The organism is Janthinobacterium violaceinigrum, from assembly GCF_009208555.1.
Classification (GTDB): domain Bacteria; phylum Pseudomonadota; class Gammaproteobacteria; order Burkholderiales; family Burkholderiaceae_D; genus Janthinobacterium; species Janthinobacterium violaceinigrum.
This window is the reverse complement of record NZ_WFLI01000035.1, coordinates 19,139-44,122: the sequence shown is the minus strand read 5'-3', so window position 1 is coordinate 44,122 and position 24,984 is coordinate 19,139. Positions and strand designations below refer to the sequence as shown.

Genomic DNA, 24,984 nt, shown 5'->3' with positions numbered 1-24,984 from the left:
GCATCATGCTTTCTCCGTGTCGCCGGTCTGCGCCGGCATCGATAAGGTCACTTCAAACGCCGCGCCGCGGCGCGCCCAGTGCACGCCCGCTTCGTGGCCATAGGCGCTGGCCAGGCGCTGGCGCACATTCTCCAGCCCCACGCCATTGCCGCGCTCTGGCCCTTGATCCGCATCAACGGGATTGCGCACAGCAATCTGCAGCAGGCTGCCCGCGCGCCGCACCTCGATGGCGATCAGGCCGCCCTCCGTCAAGCCGCAGATGCCATGCTTGACGGCATTTTCCACCAGCGGCTGTATCAGCATGGGCGGCAGCAGGCAGGCCAGCGCGGCGTCATCGATGGCTTCCGCCACTTGCAGGCGCGCGCCGAAACGCACTTGCTCGATGGCCAGGAAATGGCGGATCAGCACCAGCTCCTGTTCCACGGTGATGTGCTTGTGCGCTTCCAGGCTCAGGCTCTGGCGAAAGAAACTGGCCAGCTGCACCGTCATCTGGCGCGCGCCTGCCGCATCGATAGACGTCAGGGCGCTGATGGAGTTCAGGCTGTTGAACAGGAAATGCGGATCGATCTGCGTGCGCAGCATGCGCAGCTGCGCTTCCTGCGCCATCAGCTGCGCTTCCAGGCCCCGCTGCTCGGCCATCCTGGCGCGCACGAATTCCAGCAACAGATAGTGCACGGCGGCAGCCAGGCAATACAGCAGCACGCCCAGGCCGAAAAACAGGGCCAGCAGCGATTGCGTCAGGTTCACGCCCAGCCAGGGCACTTCCAGCAGCAGGCTGACGCTGTTCAGAAATTGCAGCAGGGTCGCCCACAGCAAGCCCGCGAACAGGGCCGCCACTCCCATCACGCCGGCAATGGCCAGCGGATGGCGCGCGTGCAAGGGATAGGCGCGGCACAGGTAAAACGCGGAAAAGCCCGAACCGATGGCATACACGAGCGTGGCGGGCACCACCAGCAGCACGGCGTTGAGCCTGGGCGCATGGGCCACCCTGGCCAGCACGAACGCCAGCGCCAGGCCCAGCGCCAGGCACACCACCACCACGGCCACGGCGCCGCGCCGCTTCGACAAGGGTCCGGACATGCGCGCCTAGTTGCGGATTTCCAGGCCGCCCATGATGGCGTAGCCCGTCACGTACAAACGCTTGTCCTGGTTCGGCGGCACGATGGTCTTTTCCTCGAAGCCGCCGAGGATGGGCGTGCCCTGCAGCACCACGCTCCAGTCGGGCGGAATCTTGATGGTGACGCCGCCGCACAGGGCGAATACATTGAGCACGGCCTCGCCCTGGATCGATGCCTGGCGCAAGTCGATTTCGCAGCCGGCCATGATGACGTTGATATCGCCGCCCTTGAAGCGCTGCGACGACACGCGCCGCACAAAGCCGCCCAGGATGGCCGTCACTTCGATGATGCTGTCGTCGTCCGCCTGCCCGCCGGCGCCGGGCGCTGCCGTCGCGGCGTCCTTGTCCAGCGACACGGCGCCATTCCTGGGCTGGCCGAACGAATCAGGTGCTGGCGTGCCGTCCTGCTGCGCGGCAAAGTGCCGGCGCCGCTGCCGCTGCTGCCCGCCGGGCAAGGACTTCGACACCACGGCCACGCCGGCGGCAATGATGAGCAGCGGCCACAGCATGCCCCAGTTGATATAGAACAATCCCATGGCTTTCAGGGTCCAGGTCAGGCCCAGCAAGACCATCACGCCGCCAAGGATGTAGCCGGAGCGCGTATGGCTTTGCGATATTTTCAGCAAGCCGAAAATGATGAGGATGGTGGGCCAGAAGCGGAAGGTGTAGCGCACATTGATGAAGCCGAGGTTATCGAGCAGGAACAGCAGCCCCAGGCCGATGACGATGACGCCCAGCACGATCTGCGATGGCGAGTGCGGCGGCGGTTTATTTTTCATGCTCGGACTCCCGGTAGGCAATAAAATGTTTGTTCAACAGCGGTTCCAGCACGAGGCCCACGCCCCAGGCGATCAGCAAGGCGGGCCAGCTATTGTAGAAACTCAAGTTCCACAGTTCTTCATACGATACATACCACCAGGCAGCAAAAAAGATCAGCCACAGGCCGCTCAGCACCTGCTTGGCCGACACGGGCGTGAGCAGCTTGTTGAGGCCAAAGAGGGCCAGTATCAGCGGCCAATAATGCCATAGTGCATAGTAATCGTGCAGATAGATCACATCGAGCCGGTCCAGCAGGATGATGGCGCCGATGGCGATCAGCAGCACGCCCCACAGCAGCTGGGTACGGCGGTAATAGGCTGGTTCAGGTTTCACGATCACCCCTTGAAGTTGGTTGATCGTAAAGATACGCGGATTTCGGACGGGAGCAAACACCGCTTCGGCGAATGGCGGCCAGGCAGCGGTGAATGGCGCAGAGGAAGAAATGGCAGGCAAAAAAAAGACCGGCTAGCGCCGGCCTTGAAGGGGTTCGTAGCACAACACCACGACCTGGAGTTGCAGTGTACAGCCGCGCAGCGCACCTGCGCCCGCAGCGGAAATCTGGTGCCGATCCTTGAGGCGACCGGCTGACCTGCTGGAAGATCGAACATGCCGCCAACTTCACGGCAGTGCGTCTCAACCAAGCAAAGCCATCATACTCCCGATCGCCAGAAAGCACCGTTCGCTAGCGCACACAGATGCGATTGTGCTGAGCTGCATCAAACGGCGGTGGCGTGCGGCGGCTGCAGCATGTCATTGGCGATCCATGCCAGCACGGACGGTCCCTGCGGCTGCCAGCCCAGCAGCGTACGTGCCCGCGCGCCGCGCACGCGGCTGTTGGAGCCGAGGCCGTAGGAAGCCATCTCGTAGCCCCATTCGGCAATGGCTTCCGGCAACGGCCAGTCCTGCGCGGGCCCCAGGTCCAGTGCCTGGGCGATGGCGGCCGTCATGTCGCGGAACGCCGCTTCGCCCGACTCGACAAAGTAAAACGTGCCGGCTGGCGACTTTTCCAGCGCCAGCAAATACAGGCTGACGACGTCGTCGATATGCACATTGGACCAGATGTTGCGGCCCGGCCCAACGTGGCGCACGATGCCGCTCTTGCGCGCCTGCTTCAGCAGGCGCGGCAGCTGCACGCTGTCGCGCGGCAAGGCGCCGTGGCCGTAGATCAGGGTGTTGCACAGCACGCTGGCGCGCACGCCCTTGGCGGCGCTGGCCAGCACCAGGTCGTCGATGGCGACCCGGGCCGCCTTGTCGGCCGTGGGCGCCGGCAGCTTGTCTTCGTAATAAATCTGCTGCGTGCCCTCGCCGCCCGACGCGTCGCCCACGATGGACGAGCCGCTCGTGTGCAGGAACGGTTTATTCGTGCCGGCCAGCGCATCGATGATGGCTTCCACGGCGCCCCGGTGGTCGCTGCTGGCCGCATTGATGACGGCATCGGCCGCCTTCGCCTGCTCGATGAGCAGCTCGCGGTCGTTCAGCTCGCCCTGCACGCCCAGCACGCCGATCCTGGCCAGCTCGGCCACCTGCTCCGGTTTGCGCACGAGGCCCGTCACCTGATGGCCGGCACGCACGAGGCCCGCCGCGATGGAACTGCCGATGAAACCCGCCGCACCTGTCAAAAACACGTTCATATCTTGCTCCCTGTCTGGTTAGATTGCTGTCAATCACACCAGGCCAGTATGCCCGCTTTCGTCTTTCGCAAAAAGCGGCCACACAGCAAAAGATCTATGACTTGGGCGCAACAATCTTTTGCTTGAGCTGCAGGGCGGCGATGTAGCGGCTCTGCCAGGCAGGGTCTTCCGGCGTCAGCAGGGTCAGCCTGTCGCGCGCGCGTGTGGCGGCCACATAGAACCGGTTTTCCTCTTCCAGCGGGTCGGTCTTGCTGCGCGGGAATTCGTCGACCGCCAGGTAGGGCAGAATCACGTGGTTGTATTCGAGGCCCTTGATCTGGTCGATGCAGGCGATCACCAGTTTGGCCTTGCCGGTCGAGACCGTCACGGCGTCTTCCATCTCGCCCAGCCAGCCGGCAAAGCCCCCCAGCGCCACGCCCGCTTCGCGGCACACGGCAATGAAGCCGTGCAGGGAACGGGCCACCACCCTGGCCTGGGCCGGGTCCACATAGATGCGGCGCGCCGTCTGTTCCAGCTGCATCAGGCCAAAGATGTGTTGCAGCGCGTCGCCGGCCAGGGCATCGGGAGGCAGCGCGCGCAGGTAGTCGACGGCGGCCAGGGTCAGCGCCGCCTTGTCCTGGTTGTGCGACTTGGCCAGCTGGTTGGTCAGGAAGCCTTCCAGCAAGTCCGGATAATTGGCCACGTCGGCCTTGGCTTGCTGCAGCTCCGCGCGCGTAAACGGGATTTCCGCGAACGCCACCAGCGCTTCGAGGATCTCGCCCCGGCGCGGGCCGCTCTTGATGGCGTGCAAGTCCTTGCGGGCGATGGCGACCATACCGCGCAGCATCAGCACTTCCAGACTCAGCAGATAGCTGTTCATGTCTACCAGGCCATACGCGATACCGCTCTGGAACAGTGCCGTTTCCACGCGAATCGCCTGGTCGCGGTCGCGCAGCAAGATGGCCGTCGTGCCCGCATGCGCGTGTTCGAGCGCGGCGATCAGCTGGGCGCTGCACGCCTGCGGCTGCGCATGGTCGTACTGCAGCACGTCGATGTGCGTGGCGCGCGACAGGGCCGACACGCTGGCCTTGTTTTTCAGCACGCCCACGGCGTGCGCCAGTTGCGGGCCGTAGCGGTACGATGCCGTCAGCGGCAGACGCTGCAAGGCGGGGAATTCCTGTTCGAAGCGCTGGCGCAGGAAGCGGTGGTCGGCGCCCGACCATGTGTAGATGACCTGGTCCTTGTCGCCCGCACCGCAGAAAAACGCGTTGCCGCGGCGTATCAGCATAGTCAGCAGCCGGAACGACGCTTCGTTCAAATCGTGCAATTCATCGGCCACGATGATCTGGAAGGCCGGCAATTGCTGGCGCAGCGGCTCGTCGCCGTCGAGCATGCGCACCAGGTCGTAGGTGGCGTCGAATGGGGCGCGGAACTGGATATCGCCCGTGTCGGCGCCGCGCAAGCCTTCATATTCGCGCAGCCACAGATAATGCGTGCGCGACATGCCCAGCAGCTCCAGATTATCTTCCAGGGAATTGCTCTCGAAGTCGGGATTCTGGAAATCCAGGCGCGCCTTGGTGCGCAGCTGCAATTTCAGGAATTCGGCAATCGCCCCGTTCGTCGTATTGATTTCCAGCGGATAACGGTGGGCGTATTTCTCGAATACCACTTCCAGCGCTTCCCAGGCAATCGGGCGCAGCTCTTCATCGCTGCGCATGAACGCCACCTGCATGTTTTCCAGCTGCGACAGCACCTTGGCGGCAAAAGCGTCGAAGGTGTCGATGGTCAGGCGCTTGACGACGCCCAGCGGCACGCCCACTTCCAGCAGGCGCTGGCGCAGGGCCACGCGCGCCGCTTCCGTGAAGACCAGCGCCAGCATGCGTTCGGGCGCGCGGCCCCGATGCAGCGCTTCGGCCAGGCGCAGGGCCAGAGTCGTCGTCTTGGCCGCGCCCGCATTGGCGTCGATCAGCACGACTTTCTTTTGCGCCGTCTGGATGGCCACTTGCTCCGGCGTGGGCGTGATGCGTTTGGGAATGAACTGCGGGGCGTTATCTGTACTCAAAAGAATTCCTGAAATGGTTACTACGCTTTGCGTGCTTACCAGGCGCAGGTGCGCAGGCCGGCAAAGATGTCGCCCCGCTCGGGCGCGTGGAAGGCGCGCATGCGGACCGAATGCAGGCGCGGCGGCGTGGCGAAGGCGGCGCCGCGCAGCACCTGGTGCTGCATGAAATACGGCGCCGAATACTCGCGCCAGGCATCGGGCGCAAAGCCCGGATACGGTTCGAACGGCGTCGCCGTCCATTCCCACACCTGGCCCCAGTGAAAGCGCGGATGGCCGGACAGCGCAGCATACTCCCATTCCGCCTCCGTCGCCAGGCGGCGCCCCGCCCAGGCGCAGTACGCCTGCGCTTCATACAGGTTGATGTGGCGCACCGCTTCATTTGGCGGCAAGGTCGTGCGCTGGCCGAAACGCATGGTGCGCCATTGCGTCGCCTCGCGCAGCCAGTACAGCGGCGACGAGCGCTCCTGCTGCATCAGCCAGGCGCTGCCGGCCGCGCTCCAGAACTGGCGGTTCTGGTAGCCGCCGTCGGCGACAAAGTCGGCAAACTGGGCGTTGGATACGGCGCAGGCATCGATGGAAAACGGCGGCACGTAGCACGCGTGGGGCGGCGATTCATTGTCGAAGGCAAACCCGGCGCCGCGGGGCGAGCCCAGTTCGATGGTCCCGCCGGGGAAAGCAATATCCCCCGCCCCTGGCGGCAAGGCGGGGCTGACGGCCAGCGATGCGGGTGCTTCCAGGCCCAGCCATTGCAAGCCGGCCAGCATTTCCTCGCCACACAAGTCTTCCTGCGCCAAGGCCAGCCGGTACGGGGCCAGGGCGCTGTCGACATTGGCTTCGCGCGACAGTTTATCCAGTACCCTGTCGAGCACTTCGTGGCAATACGTTTTCACGGCGCCCGGGCTGGGCAGGTCCAGCTTCCAGCGCGCGCGGTGTTCCACCATGTTGGCGTCGAACAAATCGTCGCCGCGCGTCAGCAGGGAATTGTAGATGGCGTCGGCCGGATGGCTCGATGCGGCTTCGCGCAGGATGTACCACTCGGCAAACCAGGCGATATGTGCAAGTTGCCATAAGGGCGGATTGAGGCGCGGATGGCGGGGCAGGCCCGCCACCACGTCCAGGCCGGCAGTGACATAACAGTCGAACAGGGACAGGGTATCCTGGCGCGCGGCCTGCAGCGACTGGGCCAGTTGCTGCGCGCCGGCGTGGCGAAAAGAGGCGTTGATTAAAGTCATGGCCAGATTGTAACGACTTATGCCAACCTTGCACTAGTCGCACCACGATACCGGGAGGAGCATCCTCCCTTTGGCCTACTTGACCAGCAACTCGCCCTGCAGCGGCGTGACGACGGACTTGGGCATGCTGACGATAAAACTGCTGCCCTTGTCGGCCACGGACTGGATGGCCAGCGTTCCCCCGTGGCGCAGCAGCACGTGCTTGACGATGGCCAGGCCCAGGCCCGTACCCTGGGTTTCGCGCGAGCGGCTCTTGTCGACGCGGTAGAAACGTTCCGTCAGGCGCGAGATATGCTCGGGGCTGATGCCGATGCCCGTATCCTGCGCGATGAATTGCGGTCCCGTCGCCCCATCCTGCCAGCGCAGGGTGATGGTGCCGCCGGCCGGCGTGTAGCGCACGGCGTTCGAAGCCAGGTTGCCGAACGCGCTGTACAGCTCGTCGTAGCTGCCCAGCACGTCGGGGCCATTGCATTCCATCTTGACGTCATGCTTGCCAGCAGACAAGCCCTTGGCGTCGCGCAAGACCTGCTGCATCAGCTTCCTGACATCCACGGGCTCGGGGCGCAGCGGGTAGTCGACCGATTCCAGGCGCGACAGGGTCAGCATGTCCTCGATCAGGTGCTGCATGCGGTGGCCCTGCTCCGTCATCAGCTTGAGGTGGGCGGCGCGCGTGGCGGCGTCCAGGTCCAGCTCGGCGGAAGCGATTTCCAGGAAGCCCACGATGACGGTGAGCGGCGTGCGCAGCTCGTGCGAGGCATTGGCGATGAAGTCGCGGCGCATCATTTCAATGCGTTCCGTTTCCGTCACATCGTGCGTGACGAGAATCTGGCGGCGGTTTTCAAACGGGATGATCTGCACGATCAGCTTGCGGTTGCGGAAAGTGATCGTCAGCGGCTGGTCGTAGCGGCCCAGGATGATGTAATCCATGAACTCGGGGCTGCGGATCAGGTTGGTGACGCGCATGCCCTTGTCGCGCTCGTGCGTGAGGCCCAGGTGTTTCTCGGCGGCGGGATTGCACCATTCGAGGAACAGCACGTCGTCCATGATGACGACGCCGTCGGGCAGGAGATGCATGGCCTGGCGGAAACGCGCCAGCCATTCCGTCAGCTCGGCCTGGTTTTTCTCGTCGTCGCGGCGCATGCGGTACAGGCGCGCGAAGATGCTGGTCCAGGCGCCCCAGCCATCGGGCAGCTTGGCGCTTTGCGGATTGTCCAGCCAGTTACTCAGCTGGAACAGGTAGGACAGCTGCACGAACACCATCATGGCCATCAGCACGAAGGCGATGCCCAGCGCATACGTGGCGCCAAACAGATACCAGACGACGGCCACACCCAGCAGCGCCAGCACCATGCGCAAGGCGGCCGGTACCCAGAACAGCAATTTCGGATTCATAGAGGCTAGCTTTATTTTTCAGACAACATGTAGCCGACGCTGCGCACCGTCTTGATCAGGCTTTCCGCCTCTTTCAAGGCTTTGCGCAAGCGCAATACGTGGACGTCGACCGTGCGTTCCTCGATCACCACATGGTCGCCCCACACCTTGTCGAGCAGCTGGCTGCGCGAAAACACGCGCTCGGGATGGGCCAGCAGGAATTTCAGCAGCTTGTATTCGGCATGGCCGATATCGATCTTCTGTTCATCCATCATCACGGTGCAGCTGACGGGGTCCAGGGCCACGTTGCCGGCGCGCATGGGCGCCTGCGCGTGTTCCGGGCTCTTGCGTCGCAGCAAGGCCTTGGCGCGGGCCAGCAGCTCGCGCGGCGAGAACGGCTTGGTGACGTAGTCGTCGGCCCCGCTGTTCAGGCCAGCCAGCTTGTCTTCTTCCATGCTCTTGGCGGTGAGCATGATGACGGGGATGGCCGCGAAATTGCGGTCGGCGCGGATGCGCGACAGCAGGCGCAAGCCCGTCTGGTCCGGCAGCATCCAGTCCAGCAGGATCAGATGCGGCGTGCGGTGCTGGATGAATTCCCAGGCATCGGCAACGTTTTGTACAGAACAGCAATTCCAGCCGGATTCGCGCAGCGAATAGGTCACCAGTTCAACGATGGCCGGCTCATCTTCAACAATCAATACCGTGGTTTTATCAGATGCCATAAAGCTTACTCAGGGAGCTCCTCGGAAATGGCGGGAGCAGCCACCTTGGTGTGGCGGATGTCCTTGCCTTCAACCACGTAGATCACGTATTCGGCGATGTTTTTCGCATGGTCGCCGATCCGTTCGATGGCCTTGGCCACCCACAGGGTATCGAGCGCCGCCGAAATCGTGCGCGGGTCTTCCATCATAAAGGTTATCAAGTTGCGCATGATAGACCGAAACTCATGGTCGATGATGGCATCTTGTGCAATTAATTGTAAGGCTTGCTTGCCATCGTTGCGCGCGAACGCGTCGAGCGCGTCGTGCAGCATGTCGGTAGCCGTGTTGGCAATGCCGCGCACCATTTCGTAATGGTTGACGACGCCGTTGCCCCGCTTGTGCAGATTCTTCGCCACGCGGGCGATTTTTGTCGCTTCGTCGCCTACGCGCTCGAGGTCGGTAATCACCTTGATGGTGGCCATGATGGTGCGCAAGTCGTTGGCGGCCGGCTGGCGGCGCACGATCAGATGGCTGCAGGCATCGTCCAGCGACACTTCCAGCTGGTTGACGACGTCGTCTTCGCGCATCACGCGGTCGGCGCGTTCCGGATTGCCGATGCGGAAGCACGTCATCGCGTCGAGGAACTGGGTTTCAACGATGCCGCCCATCAGGAGCACTTTCGAGCGGATCGCTTCGAGTTCGTTGTCGTACTGCTTGGATGAATGTTCGCCTATCATGCTGTCTCTCCGTATTCAGTTGTCTTGTATATAGCGGTGCGCGGTGGATCAGCCGAAGCGGCCCGTGATGTAATCCTGCGTTTCCTTGCGGGCCGGATTCATGAAGATCTGGTCCGTTTCGCCGAATTCCACCAGCTCGCCCAGATACATATAGGCCGTGTAATCGGAGCAGCGCGCCGCCTGCTGCATATTGTGCGTCACGATGGCGATCGTGTAATCCTGTTTCAGTTCGCTGATCAGCTCTTCCACCTTCGACGTGGAGATCGGGTCCAGCGCCGAGGTCGGCTCATCGAGCAGCAAGACATCGGGCTTCACGGCCACGCCGCGCGCGATGCACAGGCGCTGTTGCTGGCCGCCCGACAGCGACAGGCCGCTCTTGCTCAGCTTATCCTTGACTTCGCCCCACAGCGCAGCCTTTTTCAGGGCCCACTCGACGCGCTCGTCCATCTCGCCCTTCGACAGGTCTTCATACAGGCGCACGCCGAAGGCGATGTTGTCGTACACCGACATGGGGAACGGCGTCGGCTTCTGGAACACCATGCCGACCTTGGCGCGCAGCATGTTGACGTCCTGGTCCGCGTCGAGCACGTTGCGGCCGCGGTACAGGATAGAGCCTTCCGCGCGCTGGCCCGGATACAGGTCGTACATGCGGTTCAGCGTGCGCAGCAGGGTCGACTTGCCGCAACCGGACGGGCCGATGAAGGCCGTGACCTTTTTCTCGTGGATGTCCAGGTTGACGTTATGCAAGCTTTGCGTTTTGCCGTAAAAAAAGTTCAGGCCCGAAATCTCGATGGTTTTTTTCTTTGGTGCCAGGTCTTGTGCTGGATTCATTTGCGTATTCATTTGGGTTCGCTTCGCTCGATATCTGTTTAATTAGGGACTTTTTGGCTGAACACGGTGCGCGACAGGATATTTAAGGCCAGCACGCTGAAGGTGATCAGCAGTGCGCCGCCCCAGGCCAGCGAGCGCCAGTTGTCGTACGGGCTCATCGCAAACGATGCGATGACGGACGGCAAGTTGGCCATCGGCGCATTCATGTTGAAGCTTTGGAACTGGTTATTCAGGGCCGTGAACAGCAGCGGTGCCGTTTCGCCGGCGATGCGGGCCAATGCCAGCAGTACGCCGGTGATGACGCCAGCCTTGACGGCGCGCAAGCGCACCAGGGTGGCGACCTTCCAGCGCGGCGCGCCCAGGGCAAACGCGGCTTCCAGCAGGCTGTTCGGCACCAGGCGCAGCATATTGTCCGTCGTGCGCACCACCACCGGCACGGCGATCAGCGACAGGGCGATGGCGCCCGCGTAACCGGAAAAGTGTTTCACGTGCGCCACGTACAGCGCATACACGAACAGGCCGATGACGATCGATGGGGCCGACAGCATGATGTCCGTGACGAAACGCGTCACTTGCGCCAGCTTGTTTTCTTCGCCGTATTCGGCCAGGTAGATGCCGGCCAGGATGCCGATCGGGGTGCTGACGACCGTTGCCAGGCCCACCATCAGGGCGCTGCCGACGATGGCATTGATCAGGCCGCCGCCTTCGCTGCCGGGAGCGGGCGTCGTTTGCGTGAACAGGTCGACGGACAGGGCGCCAAAGCCCTTGATCACCAGGGTGAACAGGATCCACACGAGCACGGCCAGGCCCAGGGCCATGGCGGCCACCGACAGGGCGATGCCGACGCGGTGCATCAGCAGGCGCTTGCGGTAGACGGGGTTCATGGCCGGCTTGGCCGGAACGTCGAGAGTGCTTACTTGGCTCATTTCGTGCCTTCCTTGCGGGACATGCCAGCCAGCATCAGCTTGGCGGCGGATAAGACGATAAAGGTGATGACAAACAGGATCAGTGCCAGCGAGAACAGCGAGGATACGTGCAGCGCCGATTGCGCTTCGCCGAATTCGTTTGCCAGCAAGGAGGTGATGCTGTTACCGGCAGCAAACAGCGACCACGACAGCTTGTTCGCGTTACCGATCACAAAGGTGACGGCCATGGTCTCGCCCAGCGCGCGGCCCAGGCCCAGCATGACGCCGCCGACGACGCCGGTCTTGGTGTAAGGCAAGACAATCTTGCGCACCACTTCCCAGCGCGTGCAGCCCAGGCCGTATGCGGATTCCTTCAGCACGGCAGGGACGATCTCGAACACGTCGCGCATCACGGAAGCGATGAAGGGAATGATCATGATTGCCAGCACCAGGCCGGCCGTCAGCAGGCCGATGCCCATCATGGGACCGCTGAACAGCTGGCCGATGACGGGGACGTTGCCCAGGGTGGCTTTCAGCAGCGGCTGGACGTGGTCGGCAAACAGGGGCGCGAAGACAAACAGGCCCCAGATGCCGTAGATGATCGATGGCACGCCGGCCAGCAGCTCGACAGCCGTGCCCAGCGGGCGACGCAGCCAGGCCGGGCAGATTTCCGTGAGGAACAGGGCGATGCCGAAGCTGACGGGAAAGGCGATCAGCAAGGCGATGATCGACGTCACCAGGGTGCCGATGATGGGGATCAGGGCGCCGTACTGGTCATTGACGGGGTCCCACTCGGCCGAGACGATGAAGTGCAGGCCGAAGGTCTGGAAGGCCGGTATCGATTCCATGATCAGCGAAATGATGATGCCGACGAGGACGACCAGCACCGACAGGGCGAACAGCATCGTCACCTTGTGGAACAGGAAATCCTGGATGCGCTGCTTGCGCATGGTCGATAGCATTTGCGCGTGACTGATGGAATCGGTCATGGTGCCGCCTGGCATGGGGATCGTGGAGGAGGTAGATTGTGCGCTCATATTGTGCCAGATGTGGGTGGTACTGCCGGTGTTGCTGTTTGCAGATACTGCTGTTGTGTTAACTCTTGTTTTATTTTTGCTTCTTTAGCCAGGACCGTCTGCAAGGGCTTGCGGGCGGTCCTGGCTAACTCCCTGCCCCGCCGTGCTGCTGGCGGGACAAGGATCGGTACTTATCTGGTCAAACTATCGAATTAGTAGATGGCTTTGCCCGATGCGTCTTTCAGGTTGGCTTTCCACGATTCCTGCACCAGTTTCACGACCGATGCCGGCATTGGCACGTAGTCCAGTTCGACGGCAGCAGGGCCGCCGTTTTTGTAGGCCCAGTCGAAGAATTTCAGGACTTCTTTAGCCTTGCCTGCGTCAGCCTGGACTTTGTGCATCAGGATGAACGACACGCCCGTGATAGGCCAGCTGTTCTTGCCAGCCTGGTCGGTCAGGACCACGCCGAAGCCTGGGGTTTGCGTCCAAGGTGCCGAAGCGGCTGCTGCCTTGAAGTTTTCGTCGTCAGGCTGCAGGAAGTTGCCGTCCTTGTTTTGCAGCTGGGTGTGCGACATATTGTTTTTCTTGGCGTAAGCCCACTCGACGTAGCCGATCGAACCTTTGATACGCTGCACGTTGGCGGCGACGCCTTCGTTACCCTTGCCGCCCACGCCCACGGCCCATTTCACAGCCGAGCCAGCGCCGATTTTCGATTTGAATTCCGGGTTGGTTTTCGACAGGAAGTCGGTGAACAGGAACGAGGTACCCGAACCGTCGGCGCGGTGCACCACGGTGATTTCCGTGTCCGGCAGCTTGACGCCGCTGTTCAGGGCGGCGATTTCCGGCGCGCTCCATTTGGTGATCTTGCCCAGGTAGATGTCGGCAACGACTTTGCCCGTCATCTTCAGCTGGCCTGGCTTGATGCCGTCCAGGTTGACGATGGTGACAACGCCGCCCATGATGGCAGGGAACTGCATCAGGCCTGCTTCTTCCAGCTCTTCTGCCTTCAAAGGCATGTCCGAAGCGCCGAATTCAACAGTTTTGGCCTTGATTTGCTTGATGCCGGCGCCGGAACCGACGGACTGGTAGTTCAGGCCGTTGCCCGTGTTGGCTTTGTAAGTCTCAGCCCATTTGGCGTAGATCGGGTACGGGAAGGTTGCACCAGCACCTGTCATATCTGCCGCCATGACGGAAGCGGAAGAAAATGCCATCGCTGCCGAAGCACCCACGACGATAAATTTGAACATTTGCTTCATTTGCATATCAAGTCCTCAGGGTTGTTAGGGCTCAAAGTCCCGGTTGAATGCTGCGCAGTCTAGCAAGCGAATATGACAGCTTTATGACATGCGCCAAATTTCATGAAATATTTGCCTACGCCCCGAGAAATGCCATTTCCGGCACGAAAAATGACAGGTCGGGCGACGCTTTATGACAGCTTATGTCACGCTTACGTCATATTTCATGATTACACTCACAGCGCGTCATACATGATGAAATACGGCTAGAATTAACTATCTGCAAAGACAAAAGAATATGAAACCTGAACTGCACATGGAAGTGACCAAATCGGGCATCCTGCTTGACCGCGAACTGTCGCAACTGACTTTCAACCGGCGCGTGATGGCCCAGGCGGAAGATCCGAACATTCCGCTGCTCGAGCGCCTGCGCTACCTGTGCATCGTCAGCAGTAACATGGATGAGTTCTTCGAGGTGCGCGTGGCCAGCCTGCTGGCGGCCGGCAGCATCGGCGGCTCCCTGGCGGGCCACCCTGCCCTGGCGGCCAACCTGGAGCGCATCGGCAAGGAATGCCATGCCCTGGTGGAACGCCAGTACGAGATATTAAATAGCGAAGTCCTGCCGGCCCTGCGCGAAGCGGGCGTGCATTTGCTGCGCGACAGCGACCGCAACGAGGCGCAGCGCGCGTGGGTCAAGGAATATTTCGACCGCGAAGTGCGTCCCCTGCTCACCCCCATCGGCCTGGACCCGGCCCACCCGTTCCCGCAGGTGGTCAACAAGAGTCTCAATTTCATCGTCTCGCTGAGCGGCAAGGATGCGTTCGGCCGCGGCACGGCGATCGCCATCGTCAAGGCGCCCCGTGTCTTGCCACGCGTCATCAAGCTGCCGGACGAGATATCGGGCGACGGCGTGTCCTTCTGTTTATTGTCTTCCGTCATCCATGCGCACATCTCGGACCTGTTTGCCGGGCGTGAAGTAATTGCCTATTCGCAATTCCGCGTCACGCGCGACAGCGACCTGTGGGTCGATGAAGACGAAGTCAAGAACCTGCGCCAGGCCCTGAAGGGGGAGCTGGTGGGACGCCAGTTCGGCACCTCCGTGCGCCTGGAAGTGGCGCGCAATTGCCCGCCAGAACTGTCGCAGTTCCTGCTCGACCAGTTCAATCTCGATCAAAGCCGTTTGTACCGCGTCAACGGCCCCGTGAACCTGGTGCGCCTGTCGGAAATGATCGACCACGTCAAGCAGCCCGAACTGCGCTTTACGCCGTTCTTCCCCGGCCTTGCGCACAAAGCCATCGGCAACGACATCTTTGCCGCGCTGAACAAGCACGACATCCTGCTGCACCACCCCTACCAGTCGTTCCAGACGGTCATCGACTTCATCCGCAGCGCCGCCTACGATCCGTCCGTCGTGGCCATCAAGCAGACGATCTACCGCACGGGCATGAACTCGGACCTGATGGAGTCGCTCATTACGGCGGCGAAGATGGGCAAGGAAGTGACCGTCATCGTGGAATTGATGGCGCGTTTCGACGAAGAAGCCAATATCAACTGGGCTGACAAGCTGGAGCAGGCAGGCGCGCAAGTCGTGTATGGCGTGGTGGGCCTGAAAACCCACGCCAAGGTGGCGCTCGTCATCCGCCGCGAAGACGGCGCGCTGCGCTTCTACGCTCACTTGGGTACCGGCAACTATCACCCCACGACCACCAAGCTGTACACGGACTTCGGCTTGCTGACGGCCAACCAGGACCTGGCCGTGGAAGTGAACGAAGTCTTCATCCATCTGACCAGCCTGACCAAGCCGCACAACCTGAATCACCTGTGGCTGGCGCCGTTCGGCCTGCAAAGCGAGATCATCAAGGCCATCCGCAACGAGGCGAAGATCGCCCGTTCCGGCCGGCGCGGGCGCATCATCGTGAAAGTCAACGCGCTGGTGGACGAATCCGTGATCCGCGCCCTGTATGCGGCCTCGACCGATGGCGTGAAGATCGACCTGATCGTGCGCGGCGCCTGCACCCTGAAGCCGGGCGTGCCTGGCCTGTCGGAAAATATCAAGGTGCGCTCCGTGATCGGCCGTTTCCTCGAACACAGCCGCATTTACTATTTCCGCAATGACCTGGCGCACGATGTCTACCTGGCCAGCGCCGACTGGATGAGCCGCAACCTGTTCCGCCGCGTGGAAGTGGCCTTCCCCGTGCTGGACCGGGCACTGAAGCGGCGCGTGATCGCCGAGGGCCTGAATCCGTATTTGAAGGATAATACAAATGCATGGGAACTGGAGCCGACGGGCCACTACGCGCGCCGCAAGCCGCGCGGCAAGCAAACGCCATTCAGTGCCCAGCAATACTTGATGCACGCACTGGGCACGCCGGGCGCGGAGGTCGGCGAATAGGCGGCTATCGACTTTCTACACAGAGGAGCACAGCATGGATCTCATCTTGTGGCGACACGCAGAAGCGGAACCGGGCGTCCCCGACCTCGAACGCGCCCTGACCGTCAAAGGTCAGAAACAGGCGCGCCGCATGGGGGAATGGCTAGGCTCGCAACTGCCGGAAAACTGCCGTATCCTCGTCAGCCCCGCCCTGCGCACCCTGCAAACGGCAGAAGCGCTGGGCCGCAAGTTCAAGCTGATGCCGGAACTGGCGCCCGGCGCCGAGGCGGAAGACATCCTGAAGGCGGCCAACTGGCCCGGCGGCAAGGAAACCGTGCTCATCGTCGGCCACCAGCCCACCCTGGGCCAGGCGGCCGCCCTGCTGCTGACGGGCGAAGAGCAGGAGTGGGAAATGCGCAAGGCCAGCGCGTGGTGGTTCTCGCAGCGCGAACCAGGCGACCCGATCAGTGTTTATCTGAAGGCCGTGATGGCGCATGACCTCGTGGTGAAATAGGGGAAATGCGCAAGGCCAACGCAAGGATGGACAGGTTCTCGCAACGCGAACCAGGCGGCCCGATCAGTGTTTATCTGAAGGCCGTGATGGCGCATGACCTGGTGGTCCAATGAGGGTGGTCAAGCAGGGAAATGCGCAAAAAGTGCGCTGGGACAAATTCTGGTGGAAATTACAACTCAGCAGCCTTGCAAAGCGCTGCCGATCTGCTAGAGTTTAATTGCATCAACTACGTGTTGGAGCGCTGCTCTGGCACATTGAGCAACCCAGCGGACAGCCGTCCAACGGCGGCTGAAAGACCATGTTAACCTTCCTCGTTTTTCTCTTCATCGCCATCTTCGCCGCCATCATCGGCTTCGTCGCCTTTGAACTGATCGAAGAAATGCGCGGCAGTCACCACAAGCTGTTGGACCGCTACCACGAGTAGTGTTCACCTCGGCAATATCGCATGGCGCCAGCGACGGCCACAAGTCCGTCTCTCGCGCCATCCTTGTTTTTACACTCCCGTCTTGAACTTCGTATAGATGCGCGTCATCAGGCGGCGGATATCGGCCGTGGTCGCTTCCGGCGCAGCCATACGTTGCTTGTCGGCATCCGACAGGAAGATGGCCTTGTTCTCGCCGATGTCCTTGCGCACATATTTGATGCTGGCCGGATTCGGATTCGCGTAGAACACCTTATTGCTCAGGCTGGCATGCACTTGCGGGCGCAGGATGTAGTTGATGAACAGGTGCGCATTGGTCGGATGGGGCGCGTCGGCGGGGATGGCCATGGTATCGAACATCAGGGCGGCCGTCTTCGGCACCAGCACCTGGATCACATTGCCGTTTTTCGCATCGATGGCGCGCTGGCGCGCGATGTTGATGTCGCCCGACCAGCCCAGCGCTACGCAGACGGAACCGTTGGCCATGTCATTGATGTAGCCTGACGAGCTGAACAGGGTCACGTAGGGGCGGATCGCTTGTAGCACCTTGCCCGCTTCCTGGTAGTCGCCAGCGGTTTTCGAGTAGGCGGGCTTGCCCAGGTATTGCAGAGCGGCCGGCAGCACTTCCGACGGCGAATCGAGGAAGGATACGCCGCACGATTTCAGCTTCGCCGCATATTTCGGATCGAAGACGAGGTCCCAGGCATTGTCGGGCATGGGCATGCCGCCCAGCGCGGCCTTGACCTTGTTGACGTTGATGCCCACCGTCGTGTAGCCCCACAGCCAGTCGACCAGGTAGTCGTTGTTCGGGTCGATCTTCGACAGCTTGGCCTGCAGGCTGGGGTCCAGGTTGCCCAGGTTCGTCAGCTTGCTCTTGTCGAGTTTGCGCAGCAAGCCCGCATCGATCTGCAGGCGCGCCCACTGGGCCGTCGGCACGACGATGTCGTAGCCGGACTTGCCCGCCACCAGTTTCGCATTGAGGATTTCGTTGTTGTCGAAAACATCATAGCGCACCTTGATGCCCGTTTCCTTTTCAAAATTCTTGATCGTATCGTCGCCGATATAGTCGGACCAGTTATAGATGTTCAAGACCTTCTCTTCCTGGGCGTGAGCAGGCAATGCCAGCACGGCCGCCGCCAAGGTCAATCCCACTCCAATGCGCCGCCCTGCTTGCCATGTGTTTGCCATCGTACCGCCTCCGGAATTAGTCAGAAAATAGTACCGATCATAACAAGAAGGGCGGCATCAGGTCTAGCCTGATACCGCCCCGCTTTAGATTATGCCGATGTTAGCTTGCGCCAACACCCCACAGCGTAGAACTGGGGTCAGACCCGGCGGGTCTGACCCCGGCTTTTGTTCGCCTTTGGGGTAAATTACACCTTGTCCAGCCCCACCTGCGCGCCCGTGAATACGAGGTTGCCGTTCTGGGCATCGATGCGGATCTCGTCTTTCGGGCCAAAGCGGCCTTCCAGGATCAGCTTGGACAGCGGATTTTCGATCTGCTGCTGGATCGCCCGCTTCAGCGGACGGGCGCCATACACCGGGTCGTAGCCCGCTTCGGCAATCTGCTGCAAGGCTGCGTCAGTCAGGCTCAGCTGCATGTCCATGCGCGCCAGGCGTTCTTCGAGGATCTTCAGCTGGATCTTCGCGATCGCGCCGATGTTTTTCTCGTCGAGGCCGTGGAACACCACGATTTCGTCGATACGGTTGACGAACTCGGGACGGAAGTGCGAGCGTACCTCGGCCATCACGGCCAGCTTCACGACACCGGGATCATCGCTTTCCATGGCCTGGATCTTATGCGAACCCAGGTTCGAGGTCATGATGATGACGGTATTCTTGAAGTCCACCGTGCGGCCCTGGCCGTCCGTCATGCGTCCATCGTCGAGCACTTGCAGCAGCACGTTGAAGACGTCGGCATGCGCCTTTTCCACTTCGTCGAGCAGGATCACGCTGTACGGCTTGCGGCGCACGGCTTCCGTCAGGTAGCCGCCCTCGTCGTAGCCCACATAGCCGGGCGGCGCGCCGATCAGGCGGGCCACGGAATGCTTCTCCATGAACTCGCTCATGTCGATGCGGATCATCGATTCTTCCGTATCGAACAGGAAGGTCGCCAGCGCCTTGCTCAGCTCGGTCTTGCCCACGCCCGTCGGTCCCAGGAACATGAAGGAACCATAGGGACGGTTCGGGTCGGACAGGCCGGCGCGCGAGCGGCGGATGGCGTCAGCCACGGCCGTGATCGCTTCATCCTGGCCCACGACGCGCTCATGCAGCTTCTCTTCGATGTGCAGCAGCTTGTCGCGTTCGCCCTGCATCATGCGCGACACGGGGATACCCGTCGCGCGCGACACCACTTCGGCGATTTCCTCGGCGCCCACTTCCGTGCGCAGCAGCTTCGGCTGGTCGGGATCGAGTTTCGGGATGCCGCTGTCAGCCTGCTTGAGCTGGGCTTCCAGCTGCGGCAGTTTGCCATACTGCAGTTCCGATACTTTCTGCCAGTTGCTCTCGCGCGTGGCTTGCTCCATCTGCAGCTTGACTTGCTCGATCTCTTCCTTGATGTGCGTACTGCCTTGCACCACGGCTTTTTCCGCTTTCAGGATTTCCTCGAAGTCATTGTATTCGCGCTGCAGCTTGACGATTTCTTCCTCGATCAAGGCCAGGCGGCGCAATGACGCTTCGTCCTTTTCCTTCTTGACGGCTTCGCGCTCGATCTTCAGCTGGATCAGACGTCGCTCCAGCTTGTCCATCACTTCCGGCTTGGAATCGATCTCGATCTTGATCTTCGCCGCCGCTTCATCGATCAGGTCGATGGCCTTGTCGGGCAGGAAGCGGTCCGTGATGTAGCGGTGCGACAATTCCGCCGCGGCGATGATGGCCGCGTCCGTGATTTCCACCTTGTGGTGCAGCGCATATTTGTCCTGCAAGCCGCGCAGGATGGCGATCGTCGCTTCCACGGTCGGTTCGTCGACGAGCACTTTCTGGAAGCGGCGTTCCAGCGCCGCATCCTTCTCGATGTACTTGCGGTACTCATCCAGGGTGGTAGCGCCCACGCAATGGAGTTCGCCGCGCGCCAGCGCCGGTTTCAGCATATTGCCCGCATCCATCGCGCCTTCGGCCTTGCCCGCGCCCACCATGGTGTGCATCTCGTCGATGAAGACGATGGTTTGTCCTTCATCCATGGCCAGTTCCTTCAGCACGGATTTCAGGCGTTCCTCGAATTCGCCGCGGAATTTCGCGCCCGCCAGCAAGGCCGCCATGTCCAGCGACAGTACGCGCTTGCCTTTCAGCGATTCGGGCACTTCGCCATTGACGATGCGCTGCGCCAGGCCTTCGACGATGGCCGTCTTGCCCACGCCCGGCTCGCCGATCAGCACGGGATTGTTCTTGCTGCGACGCTGCAGGATCTGGATGGTGCGGCGGATTTCATCGTCGCGGCCGATCACGGGGTCGAGCTTGCCCTTGCGCGCCCGTTCCGTCAGGTCCAAGGTGTATTTTTTCAGGGCTTCGCGCTGGCCTTCGGCCTCCTGCGAATCGACCTTGTTGCCGCCGCGTACAGCCTCGATGGCCGCTTCCAGGGCCTTGCGGGTCAGGCCGTTTTCGCGCGCCAGCTTGCCGCAGTCGGACTTGTCGTCCGTCATGGCCAGCAAGACCATTTCGCTGGACACGAACTGGTCGCCCGCCTTCTGCGATTCCTTGTCGGCCAGGTTCAAGAGACCCACGAATTCGCGGCTGACCTGCACGTCGCCGCCTGTGCCCGATACCTTCGGCAAGCGTTCGATGGAGGCGCCCAGGGCCTTGGACAGGCCGCCCACGTTGACGCCGGCCCGCTGCAACAGCGAGCGGGCGCCGCCGTCGTCCTGGTTCAACAGGGCCGTCAGCAGGTGGACTGGTTCGATATAGGGATTGTCGTTGCCCACAGCCAAGCTTTGCGCATCGGCCAGGGCTTCCTGTAATTTGGTAGTGAGTTTGTCTTGTCGCATGAAAAGCGCTCCCGGTTAATTAGTTGTTAACCAAATTGGGGTGAGGCAGTACTTTTCAAGCATACACAAAGCAGAAAACCGCTGCATTTGGGCAAATGCTAGCGTGCGCGGCAGACACGATTCAAATGGTGCTTGCTTTTGTCGCCCATTTGTCCAGGGCCGTCTCGTCGCTGTCGCGCGCATCGACCCAGCGCGCCCCTTCGGGCGTGTCTTCCTTCTTCCAGAACGGCGCCTCCGTCTTCAGGTAGTCGATGATGAACTCGCAGGCGGCAAACGCCTCGCCCCGGTGGGCGGACGAGACGGCCACCAGCACGATCTGTTCCTGCGGCAGCAAGGGACCCACGCGGTGGATCACCAACGCGCCCGACAGGGGCCAGCGGCCCCGCGCCTGCTCCACGATGGCTTCGATGGACTTTTCCGTCATGCCCGGATAGTGCTCGAGCTCCATGGCCGCCACGTCCAGCCCCTCGTTCATGTCGCGCACCGTGCCGACGAAGCCGACGACGGCGCCTACCTTGGGGTTGCCTGCACGCAATTGTGCGATTTCTTGACTGAGGTCAAAATCGGCGTGCTGGACGCGGACGGAAGTGCTCATTTGACGTTGCCTCCGATGCGGCGCAGCAGGGTTTCGATGCGGCTGGCCGTGCGCGTGTCGGTGGCAGCGGCAATAGCGCACAGCTGCATCAGCTGCGACACTTGCGTGAGCGGCTTCTGGCCCGATTTCAGCGACGATTGCAGCACTTCCACCTGCATTTTCAGGCGGTCGCGGGCAAATTCGGCGCCGCTGTCGACGCCGGCGACGATTTCCAGGCGCAAGACTTCATCGAGCAAGCGGGCCTGGCCGGCCTGCAACTGCTGCACGTAGGCGGCAGCGCCCTCGCCCAGCGCGGCCTGGGCGGCGGCAAAGCGCTGCTGCAGGCTGCGTTCGTATTGGGCGTCCAGCGGCGGCAAGGCGCTCCAGCGCTCGGACCAGGTGGCCCCATCCGTGCCGGCATCGCCTTCGATCAGGGCCGTTTCCAGCGCCTGCGTCAGGCGCAGCTTGTCGCGCAGGGCGTTGGCCTGGGCCGCGCCCGCACGTTCGGCGATGGCGTCCGCCTGCGCCTGCAGGCCGGCGACAGCCGCCTGGTAGCGCTGCTCGATATTCGCTTCGCTGGCGCGCGGCACGGGCCCCGTGGCATTCCAGGCGGCGCGCGTGTCGCGCAGCAAGTGATTGATAAAGGCCGTGCGCGCCTTGTCGTCGCCCTCGGGCACGACGGCCGTTTCCAGGCTGGCGCACAGCGCCACGCGCGCGTGCAGGTGTTCGCGGCGCTCGTGGTCGGCCGCATGGGCCGTTTCCTTGCGCTTGGCGAAGATATCGTCGCAGGCGGCGCGGAAACGCTGCCACAGCGCCTGTTCCGCGCGGCGCTCGAGCGGCAGGGCCTTCGCCAGTTCCTGCCATTTATCCTGCAAGGCTTTCAGCATGTCGACCGTGTTGCGCTCGGACGGCTTGAGCAAGCCCACTTCGACGATCAATTGTTCGCGGCGCGCCGTCTCGATCTGGCGCTGCGTTTCCAGCGGCTTCGACAAGGCGTCGAGGGCGGCGCCAAATTCCGTATCCAGGCGTTTCTTTTCCTTGCGGTCAATGGTGCCCAGGCGCGTCCACGCCTGGCGCAAACGCTGCGAGGCGGAAGCGATATGCTTCCAGTCGGTACTTTCTTCCGCTGCCAGGGCGGCCGTTTCCGCGATCAGTTCCTGGGCCTTGGCCGCGTTGCCGTGGCGCTCTTCGGCCAGCTGCTTGAAATGCTGGGCCGCCGGCGCATACGCGAGGCTGCAGGCGGCGTCGAAACGCTCCCACAGGGACTTGGGCGCGGGGCCGGACAAGGTGTCGAGCGACTTCCAGCGCTCGCGCAGGCTGCCCACCTTTTTGGCCAGCTCTGCCATCGGTAATTGTTGCGCCGGCAACTCTTCGCCGGCCTTGACCAATTCCTCGCGCGAGACGTTGCCGCCCCAGCGCGCCCAGTCGGCCAGTTGCTTGAATTGCGCGCGCACGTGGGCCAGGCGGTCGGACTGGGCCGGCGTCAAACGGCCGTGCTTGCTATCGCGCAAGGTCTTGTCGTGTTCGGACGCTACGTGCAGCAAGCCGTCCTGCAAGGCTGCTTCCATGGCGTCCAGCGTCTTGACGAACTGTTCCGTCTCTTCCTTCGACACGGGCGCGTGTTCCTGGCGCGGCTTGCGCGGCGCAGTCTCCGCCGCACCCGGCGCGGCGGCCGGCGCTGCCGCCTGCACGGGCGCCGGTGCGCTGGCCAGCACGGCCGCAAATTGCTGCTGCAGGCTGTCGGACAGCGGTGACTCGGGCAGGCGCGGCAGGGCTTGCCATGCGCGTTTCAGGGTGTCCACGTCGAGCGTGGCGGCGTCCTGCGCCTGCCAGTCGGCCAGCGCTGCCTGGCGCGCGTCGAACACGGCCTGGTGCTGCTGCAGCGCCTGCAAGGCGGACTGGGCCTGCTCGCGCGCCTGCGTAAAATCGCTTTCCAGGTGTTTCGGCAACGATGCGCGCTCGGGCGATTGCGCATGCTGCGCATGGTCCGCGTCCAGGCGGGCCAGCGCCTGCGCCAACTCCCCGGCGCCCTGGCCGCTGGCCGCCAGTGCGCGGGCGGCAGCGACGGCGTCGATCACGGCGCGCTGCAGCAGCACCTGCGCTTCCAGGCGGGCAGCCAGCGCGGCGCGTGCGGCGGCAAAGGCCGTGGCCAGTTCCGGCGTGGCCTTGATGACCTGCCATTGGCGATCCAGCTCGGCGACCTGGTTGGGGCTCAGTTTGTCATCGTTCAGCAGGCGCTGGGCCGTGTCGATGCTGGCCTGGGCGCGCTGGGTTTCCGCCGCCTGGTGGCGGATCAGGTCGATACGGCCCTGCATCAGCTTGGCGACGCGGCGGTCCGTGTTGCGCATGGCCTGGTGGACTTTTTCCAGCAGGGGCAAGGCATGGACGTGTTCAGCCGCGATCAGGCGGGCATCGGCAAATTCGCTGGCAACGATAAAATCGGCGGCGGCGGCTTCGTCGCCCGCCACGGCATGGGCACGCGCAACCTGTTCGGCGCGGCGCGATGCGCTCTGCGCCGAGGCGGCGGCCTGTTCTGCCACGACAGGGTCTGGTGCGGAAGGCTTGCTGGCAGAACGCTTGAAAAGAAATTCGAACATGACGGGTTTCGCGTGGATCAAAACCACCATCATAACAAAGCCCGGGGTATTGCATCGGACAGGTATGTACAAGTTACCAAATGACTAATACAACATTTCTCCCATGAAGACGCCAGCGCAAAACCAGGGCGGCAGCCCCGGCGCGAACGGGCGAACGGGGTGTGCGCTCGCTCCCGTTCAAGCCTGCGCGCGCAGGGGCTGCGCCACGGCAGGCACGGCGGTCCCGCCGGCAGCAGCGGCGCTGCCCGTGGTTTCAGCGGCGCCGTCAGGCGTGCCCGGCGCCGGAAGGACAAACGGCAGCACCTGCGCCTTGCCGCGGCGCGCTTCCTGCGCGCGCGCATCGTGGGCGAGGAATTGGTAGGCGATGGCAAACCACGCTTCGCCCACGATGACCTTGCGCGCCAGCGCGAACAGTTCGCGCTCTTCTTTTTCCAGGCGCTGCAGCAAGGCCCCGCAAAAGGCGTCGATGGCCGCGCACAGCTGCTCGGCCTGCAATTCGGAATGCTCGATGGCGGCGCCGGCGCGCTGCTGCACGACATTGATGCTTTCCAGCGCCGCATGGTTCAAGCCATTGATTTCGTCCAGCAAACCATCAGCATGCGGCGTGGCCTGGCGTATGGCGGGAATCAGATACATCTCCACCTTGCGCCAGTAGCCGCCCTGGTACAGCCGGCTCAGCCAGTCGCCCGCGTACTGCAGCTGCGTCAGGCTCAGGCTGCTCTGCTGGCGCAACTGCACATGCATGTATTTTTGAAATGCCAACAAACTCAGGCGGATGCTTGCCTGTTCCACCGACAGGGAAACCAATATATATGTTGCAGTAAGCATGCACTCACTCCCGTAAACGCGCTGGATATATCATCCTGGAAGTGAAAGTGTAAAGACTACCGA

Annotated in this window: 21 protein-coding genes; 3 read left to right on the top strand and 18 right to left on the bottom strand. The window is 62.4% G+C overall.

Annotated elements, in window-relative coordinates; translation table 11 throughout:
* Window positions 1-3: 3 nt before the first annotated feature.
* The 13 genes from GCN75_RS23025 to pstS all read right to left on the bottom strand — a co-directional run bounded on the left by GCN75_RS23025 (window position 4) and on the right by pstS (window position 13,663).
* Window positions 4-1,080 (bottom strand): sensor histidine kinase, encoded by a 1,077-nt coding sequence (locus GCN75_RS23025; RefSeq protein WP_152284461.1) that lies wholly within the window; start codon window positions 1,078-1,080, stop codon window positions 4-6.
* Between the two features lie 6 nt (window positions 1,081-1,086).
* Window positions 1,087-1,896 (bottom strand): LiaI-LiaF-like domain-containing protein, encoded by an 810-nt coding sequence (locus GCN75_RS23020; RefSeq protein ID WP_152284460.1) that lies wholly within the window; start codon window positions 1,894-1,896, stop codon window positions 1,087-1,089.
* A complete protein-coding gene (locus GCN75_RS23015) occupies window positions 1,886-2,269 on the bottom strand; it encodes a LiaF transmembrane domain-containing protein (protein WP_226941526.1) in 384 nt (127 codons plus the stop codon). The genes GCN75_RS23020 and GCN75_RS23015 overlap by 11 nt, the downstream gene beginning before the upstream one ends.
* Window positions 2,270-2,652: 383 nt before the next feature.
* Window positions 2,653-3,567: an NAD-dependent epimerase/dehydratase family protein gene (locus tag GCN75_RS23010; protein ID WP_152284459.1), complete on the bottom strand. Its 915-nt coding sequence runs from the start codon at window positions 3,565-3,567 to the stop codon at window positions 2,653-2,655.
* Between the two features lie 94 nt (window positions 3,568-3,661).
* Window positions 3,662-5,608 carry a UvrD-helicase domain-containing protein gene (locus GCN75_RS23005; protein ID WP_152284458.1) on the bottom strand — a complete coding sequence of 649 codons (1,947 nt, stop codon included), beginning with the start codon at window positions 5,606-5,608 and terminating at the stop codon, window positions 3,662-3,664.
* 35 nt (window positions 5,609-5,643) lie between these two features.
* Entirely contained in the window at window positions 5,644-6,840 is a 1,197-nt protein-coding gene (gene senA / locus GCN75_RS23000; protein ID WP_226941525.1) for a selenoneine synthase SenA, read from the bottom strand.
* Window positions 6,841-6,915: 75 nt separating this feature from the next.
* Window positions 6,916-8,232 carry a phosphate regulon sensor histidine kinase PhoR gene (phoR, locus tag GCN75_RS22995; protein ID WP_152284457.1) on the bottom strand — a complete coding sequence of 439 codons (1,317 nt, stop codon included), beginning with the start codon at window positions 8,230-8,232 and terminating at the stop codon, window positions 6,916-6,918.
* An 11-nt stretch (window positions 8,233-8,243) separates the two neighbouring features.
* A complete protein-coding gene (locus GCN75_RS22990; RefSeq protein WP_034755074.1) occupies window positions 8,244-8,933 on the bottom strand; it encodes a response regulator in 690 nt (229 codons plus the stop codon).
* A 5-nt stretch (window positions 8,934-8,938) separates the two neighbouring features.
* A complete protein-coding gene (gene phoU, locus GCN75_RS22985; RefSeq protein WP_034778131.1) occupies window positions 8,939-9,649 on the bottom strand; it encodes a phosphate signaling complex protein PhoU in 711 nt (236 codons plus the stop codon).
* 48 nt (window positions 9,650-9,697) lie between these two features.
* Complete coding sequence (gene pstB / locus GCN75_RS22980; protein WP_010396817.1) at window positions 9,698-10,480, bottom strand: phosphate ABC transporter ATP-binding protein PstB; 783 nt, start codon at window positions 10,478-10,480, stop codon at window positions 9,698-9,700.
* A 38-nt stretch (window positions 10,481-10,518) separates the two neighbouring features.
* On the bottom strand, window positions 10,519-11,406 hold the full coding sequence (gene pstA / locus GCN75_RS22975; RefSeq protein ID WP_077402151.1) for a phosphate ABC transporter permease PstA: 888 nt from the start codon (window positions 11,404-11,406) through the stop codon (window positions 10,519-10,521).
* Window positions 11,403-12,374, bottom strand: coding sequence for a phosphate ABC transporter permease subunit PstC (gene pstC, locus GCN75_RS22970; protein WP_152258497.1), 972 nt, complete (start codon window positions 12,372-12,374; stop codon window positions 11,403-11,405). The genes pstA and pstC overlap by 4 nt, the downstream gene beginning before the upstream one ends.
* A gap of 239 nt (window positions 12,375-12,613) precedes the next feature.
* Window positions 12,614-13,663: a phosphate ABC transporter substrate-binding protein PstS gene (pstS, locus tag GCN75_RS22965; protein WP_152284456.1), complete on the bottom strand. Its 1,050-nt coding sequence runs from the start codon at window positions 13,661-13,663 to the stop codon at window positions 12,614-12,616.
* A 271-nt stretch (window positions 13,664-13,934) separates the two neighbouring features.
* Between pstS and ppk1 the strand changes: the two genes are divergently transcribed.
* The 3 genes from ppk1 (at window position 13,935) to GCN75_RS29860 (ending at window position 16,945) form a co-directional block, all read left to right on the top strand.
* On the top strand, window positions 13,935-16,028 hold the full coding sequence (gene ppk1, locus GCN75_RS22960; RefSeq protein WP_152258495.1) for a polyphosphate kinase 1: 2,094 nt from the start codon (window positions 13,935-13,937) through the stop codon (window positions 16,026-16,028).
* 34 nt (window positions 16,029-16,062) lie between these two features.
* Window positions 16,063-16,521 carry a phosphohistidine phosphatase SixA gene (sixA, locus tag GCN75_RS22955; protein ID WP_152258494.1) on the top strand — a complete coding sequence of 153 codons (459 nt, stop codon included), beginning with the start codon at window positions 16,063-16,065 and terminating at the stop codon, window positions 16,519-16,521.
* A gap of 298 nt (window positions 16,522-16,819) precedes the next feature.
* A complete protein-coding gene (locus GCN75_RS29860) occupies window positions 16,820-16,945 on the top strand; it encodes a hypothetical protein (protein ID WP_264372559.1) in 126 nt (41 codons plus the stop codon).
* Window positions 16,946-17,014: 69 nt separating this feature from the next.
* Here the strand turns inward: GCN75_RS29860 and GCN75_RS22945 are convergent, their stop codons facing one another.
* The 5 genes from GCN75_RS22945 to GCN75_RS22925 form a co-directional block, all read right to left on the bottom strand.
* The gene (locus GCN75_RS22945) at window positions 17,015-18,130 is read right to left on the bottom strand and encodes a polyamine ABC transporter substrate-binding protein (RefSeq protein WP_152258493.1); all 1,116 of its coding nucleotides are present in this window, start codon (window positions 18,128-18,130) and stop codon (window positions 17,015-17,017) included.
* Between the two features lie 185 nt (window positions 18,131-18,315).
* Window positions 18,316-20,922, bottom strand: coding sequence for an ATP-dependent chaperone ClpB (gene clpB / locus GCN75_RS22940; RefSeq protein WP_152284455.1), 2,607 nt, complete (start codon window positions 20,920-20,922; stop codon window positions 18,316-18,318).
* 121 nt (window positions 20,923-21,043) lie between these two features.
* The gene (gene moaE, locus GCN75_RS22935; protein ID WP_152284454.1) at window positions 21,044-21,517 is read right to left on the bottom strand and encodes a molybdopterin synthase catalytic subunit MoaE; all 474 of its coding nucleotides are present in this window, start codon (window positions 21,515-21,517) and stop codon (window positions 21,044-21,046) included.
* The gene (locus GCN75_RS22930; RefSeq protein WP_152284453.1) at window positions 21,514-24,093 is read right to left on the bottom strand and encodes a DUF349 domain-containing protein; all 2,580 of its coding nucleotides are present in this window, start codon (window positions 24,091-24,093) and stop codon (window positions 21,514-21,516) included. Before GCN75_RS22930 ends, moaE begins: the two co-directional genes overlap by 4 nt.
* 177 nt (window positions 24,094-24,270) lie before the next feature.
* Entirely contained in the window at window positions 24,271-24,921 is a 651-nt protein-coding gene (locus GCN75_RS22925) for a hemerythrin domain-containing protein (protein WP_152284452.1), read from the bottom strand.
* Between the last annotated feature and the right edge of the window lie 63 nt (window positions 24,922-24,984).

Coding starts and splice junctions, on each gene's coding strand:
- sixA (WP_152258494.1), top strand. CDS start 16,063: ATGGATCTCATCTTGTGGCGACACGCAGAAGCGGAACCGGGCGTCCCC.
- GCN75_RS23020 (WP_152284460.1), bottom strand. CDS start 1,896: ATGAAAAATAAACCGCCGCCGCACTCGCCATCGCAGATCGTGCTGGGC.
- pstB (WP_010396817.1), bottom strand. CDS start 10,480: ATGAATCCAGCACAAGACCTGGCACCAAAGAAAAAAACCATCGAGATT.
- GCN75_RS22945 (WP_152258493.1), bottom strand. CDS start 18,130: ATGGCAAACACATGGCAAGCAGGGCGGCGCATTGGAGTGGGATTGACC.
- pstC (WP_152258497.1), bottom strand. CDS start 12,374: ATGACCGATTCCATCAGTCACGCGCAAATGCTATCGACCATGCGCAAG.
- pstS (WP_152284456.1), bottom strand. CDS start 13,663: ATGCAAATGAAGCAAATGTTCAAATTTATCGTCGTGGGTGCTTCGGCA.
- phoU (WP_034778131.1), bottom strand. CDS start 9,649: ATGATAGGCGAACATTCATCCAAGCAGTACGACAACGAACTCGAAGCG.
- pstA (WP_077402151.1), bottom strand. CDS start 11,406: ATGAGCCAAGTAAGCACTCTCGACGTTCCGGCCAAGCCGGCCATGAAC.
- GCN75_RS23010 (WP_152284459.1), bottom strand. CDS start 3,567: ATGAACGTGTTTTTGACAGGTGCGGCGGGTTTCATCGGCAGTTCCATC.
- GCN75_RS23025 (WP_152284461.1), bottom strand. CDS start 1,080: ATGTCCGGACCCTTGTCGAAGCGGCGCGGCGCCGTGGCCGTGGTGGTG.
- senA (WP_226941525.1), bottom strand. CDS start 6,840: ATGACTTTAATCAACGCCTCTTTTCGCCACGCCGGCGCGCAGCAACTG.
- clpB (WP_152284455.1), bottom strand. CDS start 20,922: ATGCGACAAGACAAACTCACTACCAAATTACAGGAAGCCCTGGCCGAT.
- moaE (WP_152284454.1), bottom strand. CDS start 21,517: ATGAGCACTTCCGTCCGCGTCCAGCACGCCGATTTTGACCTCAGTCAA.
- GCN75_RS22925 (WP_152284452.1), bottom strand. CDS start 24,921: ATGCTTACTGCAACATATATATTGGTTTCCCTGTCGGTGGAACAGGCA.
- GCN75_RS22990 (WP_034755074.1), bottom strand. CDS start 8,933: ATGGCATCTGATAAAACCACGGTATTGATTGTTGAAGATGAGCCGGCC.
- ppk1 (WP_152258495.1), top strand. CDS start 13,935: ATGAAACCTGAACTGCACATGGAAGTGACCAAATCGGGCATCCTGCTT.
- phoR (WP_152284457.1), bottom strand. CDS start 8,232: ATGAATCCGAAATTGCTGTTCTGGGTACCGGCCGCCTTGCGCATGGTG.
- GCN75_RS22930 (WP_152284453.1), bottom strand. CDS start 24,093: ATGTTCGAATTTCTTTTCAAGCGTTCTGCCAGCAAGCCTTCCGCACCA.
- GCN75_RS29860 (WP_264372559.1), top strand. CDS start 16,820: ATGTTAACCTTCCTCGTTTTTCTCTTCATCGCCATCTTCGCCGCCATC.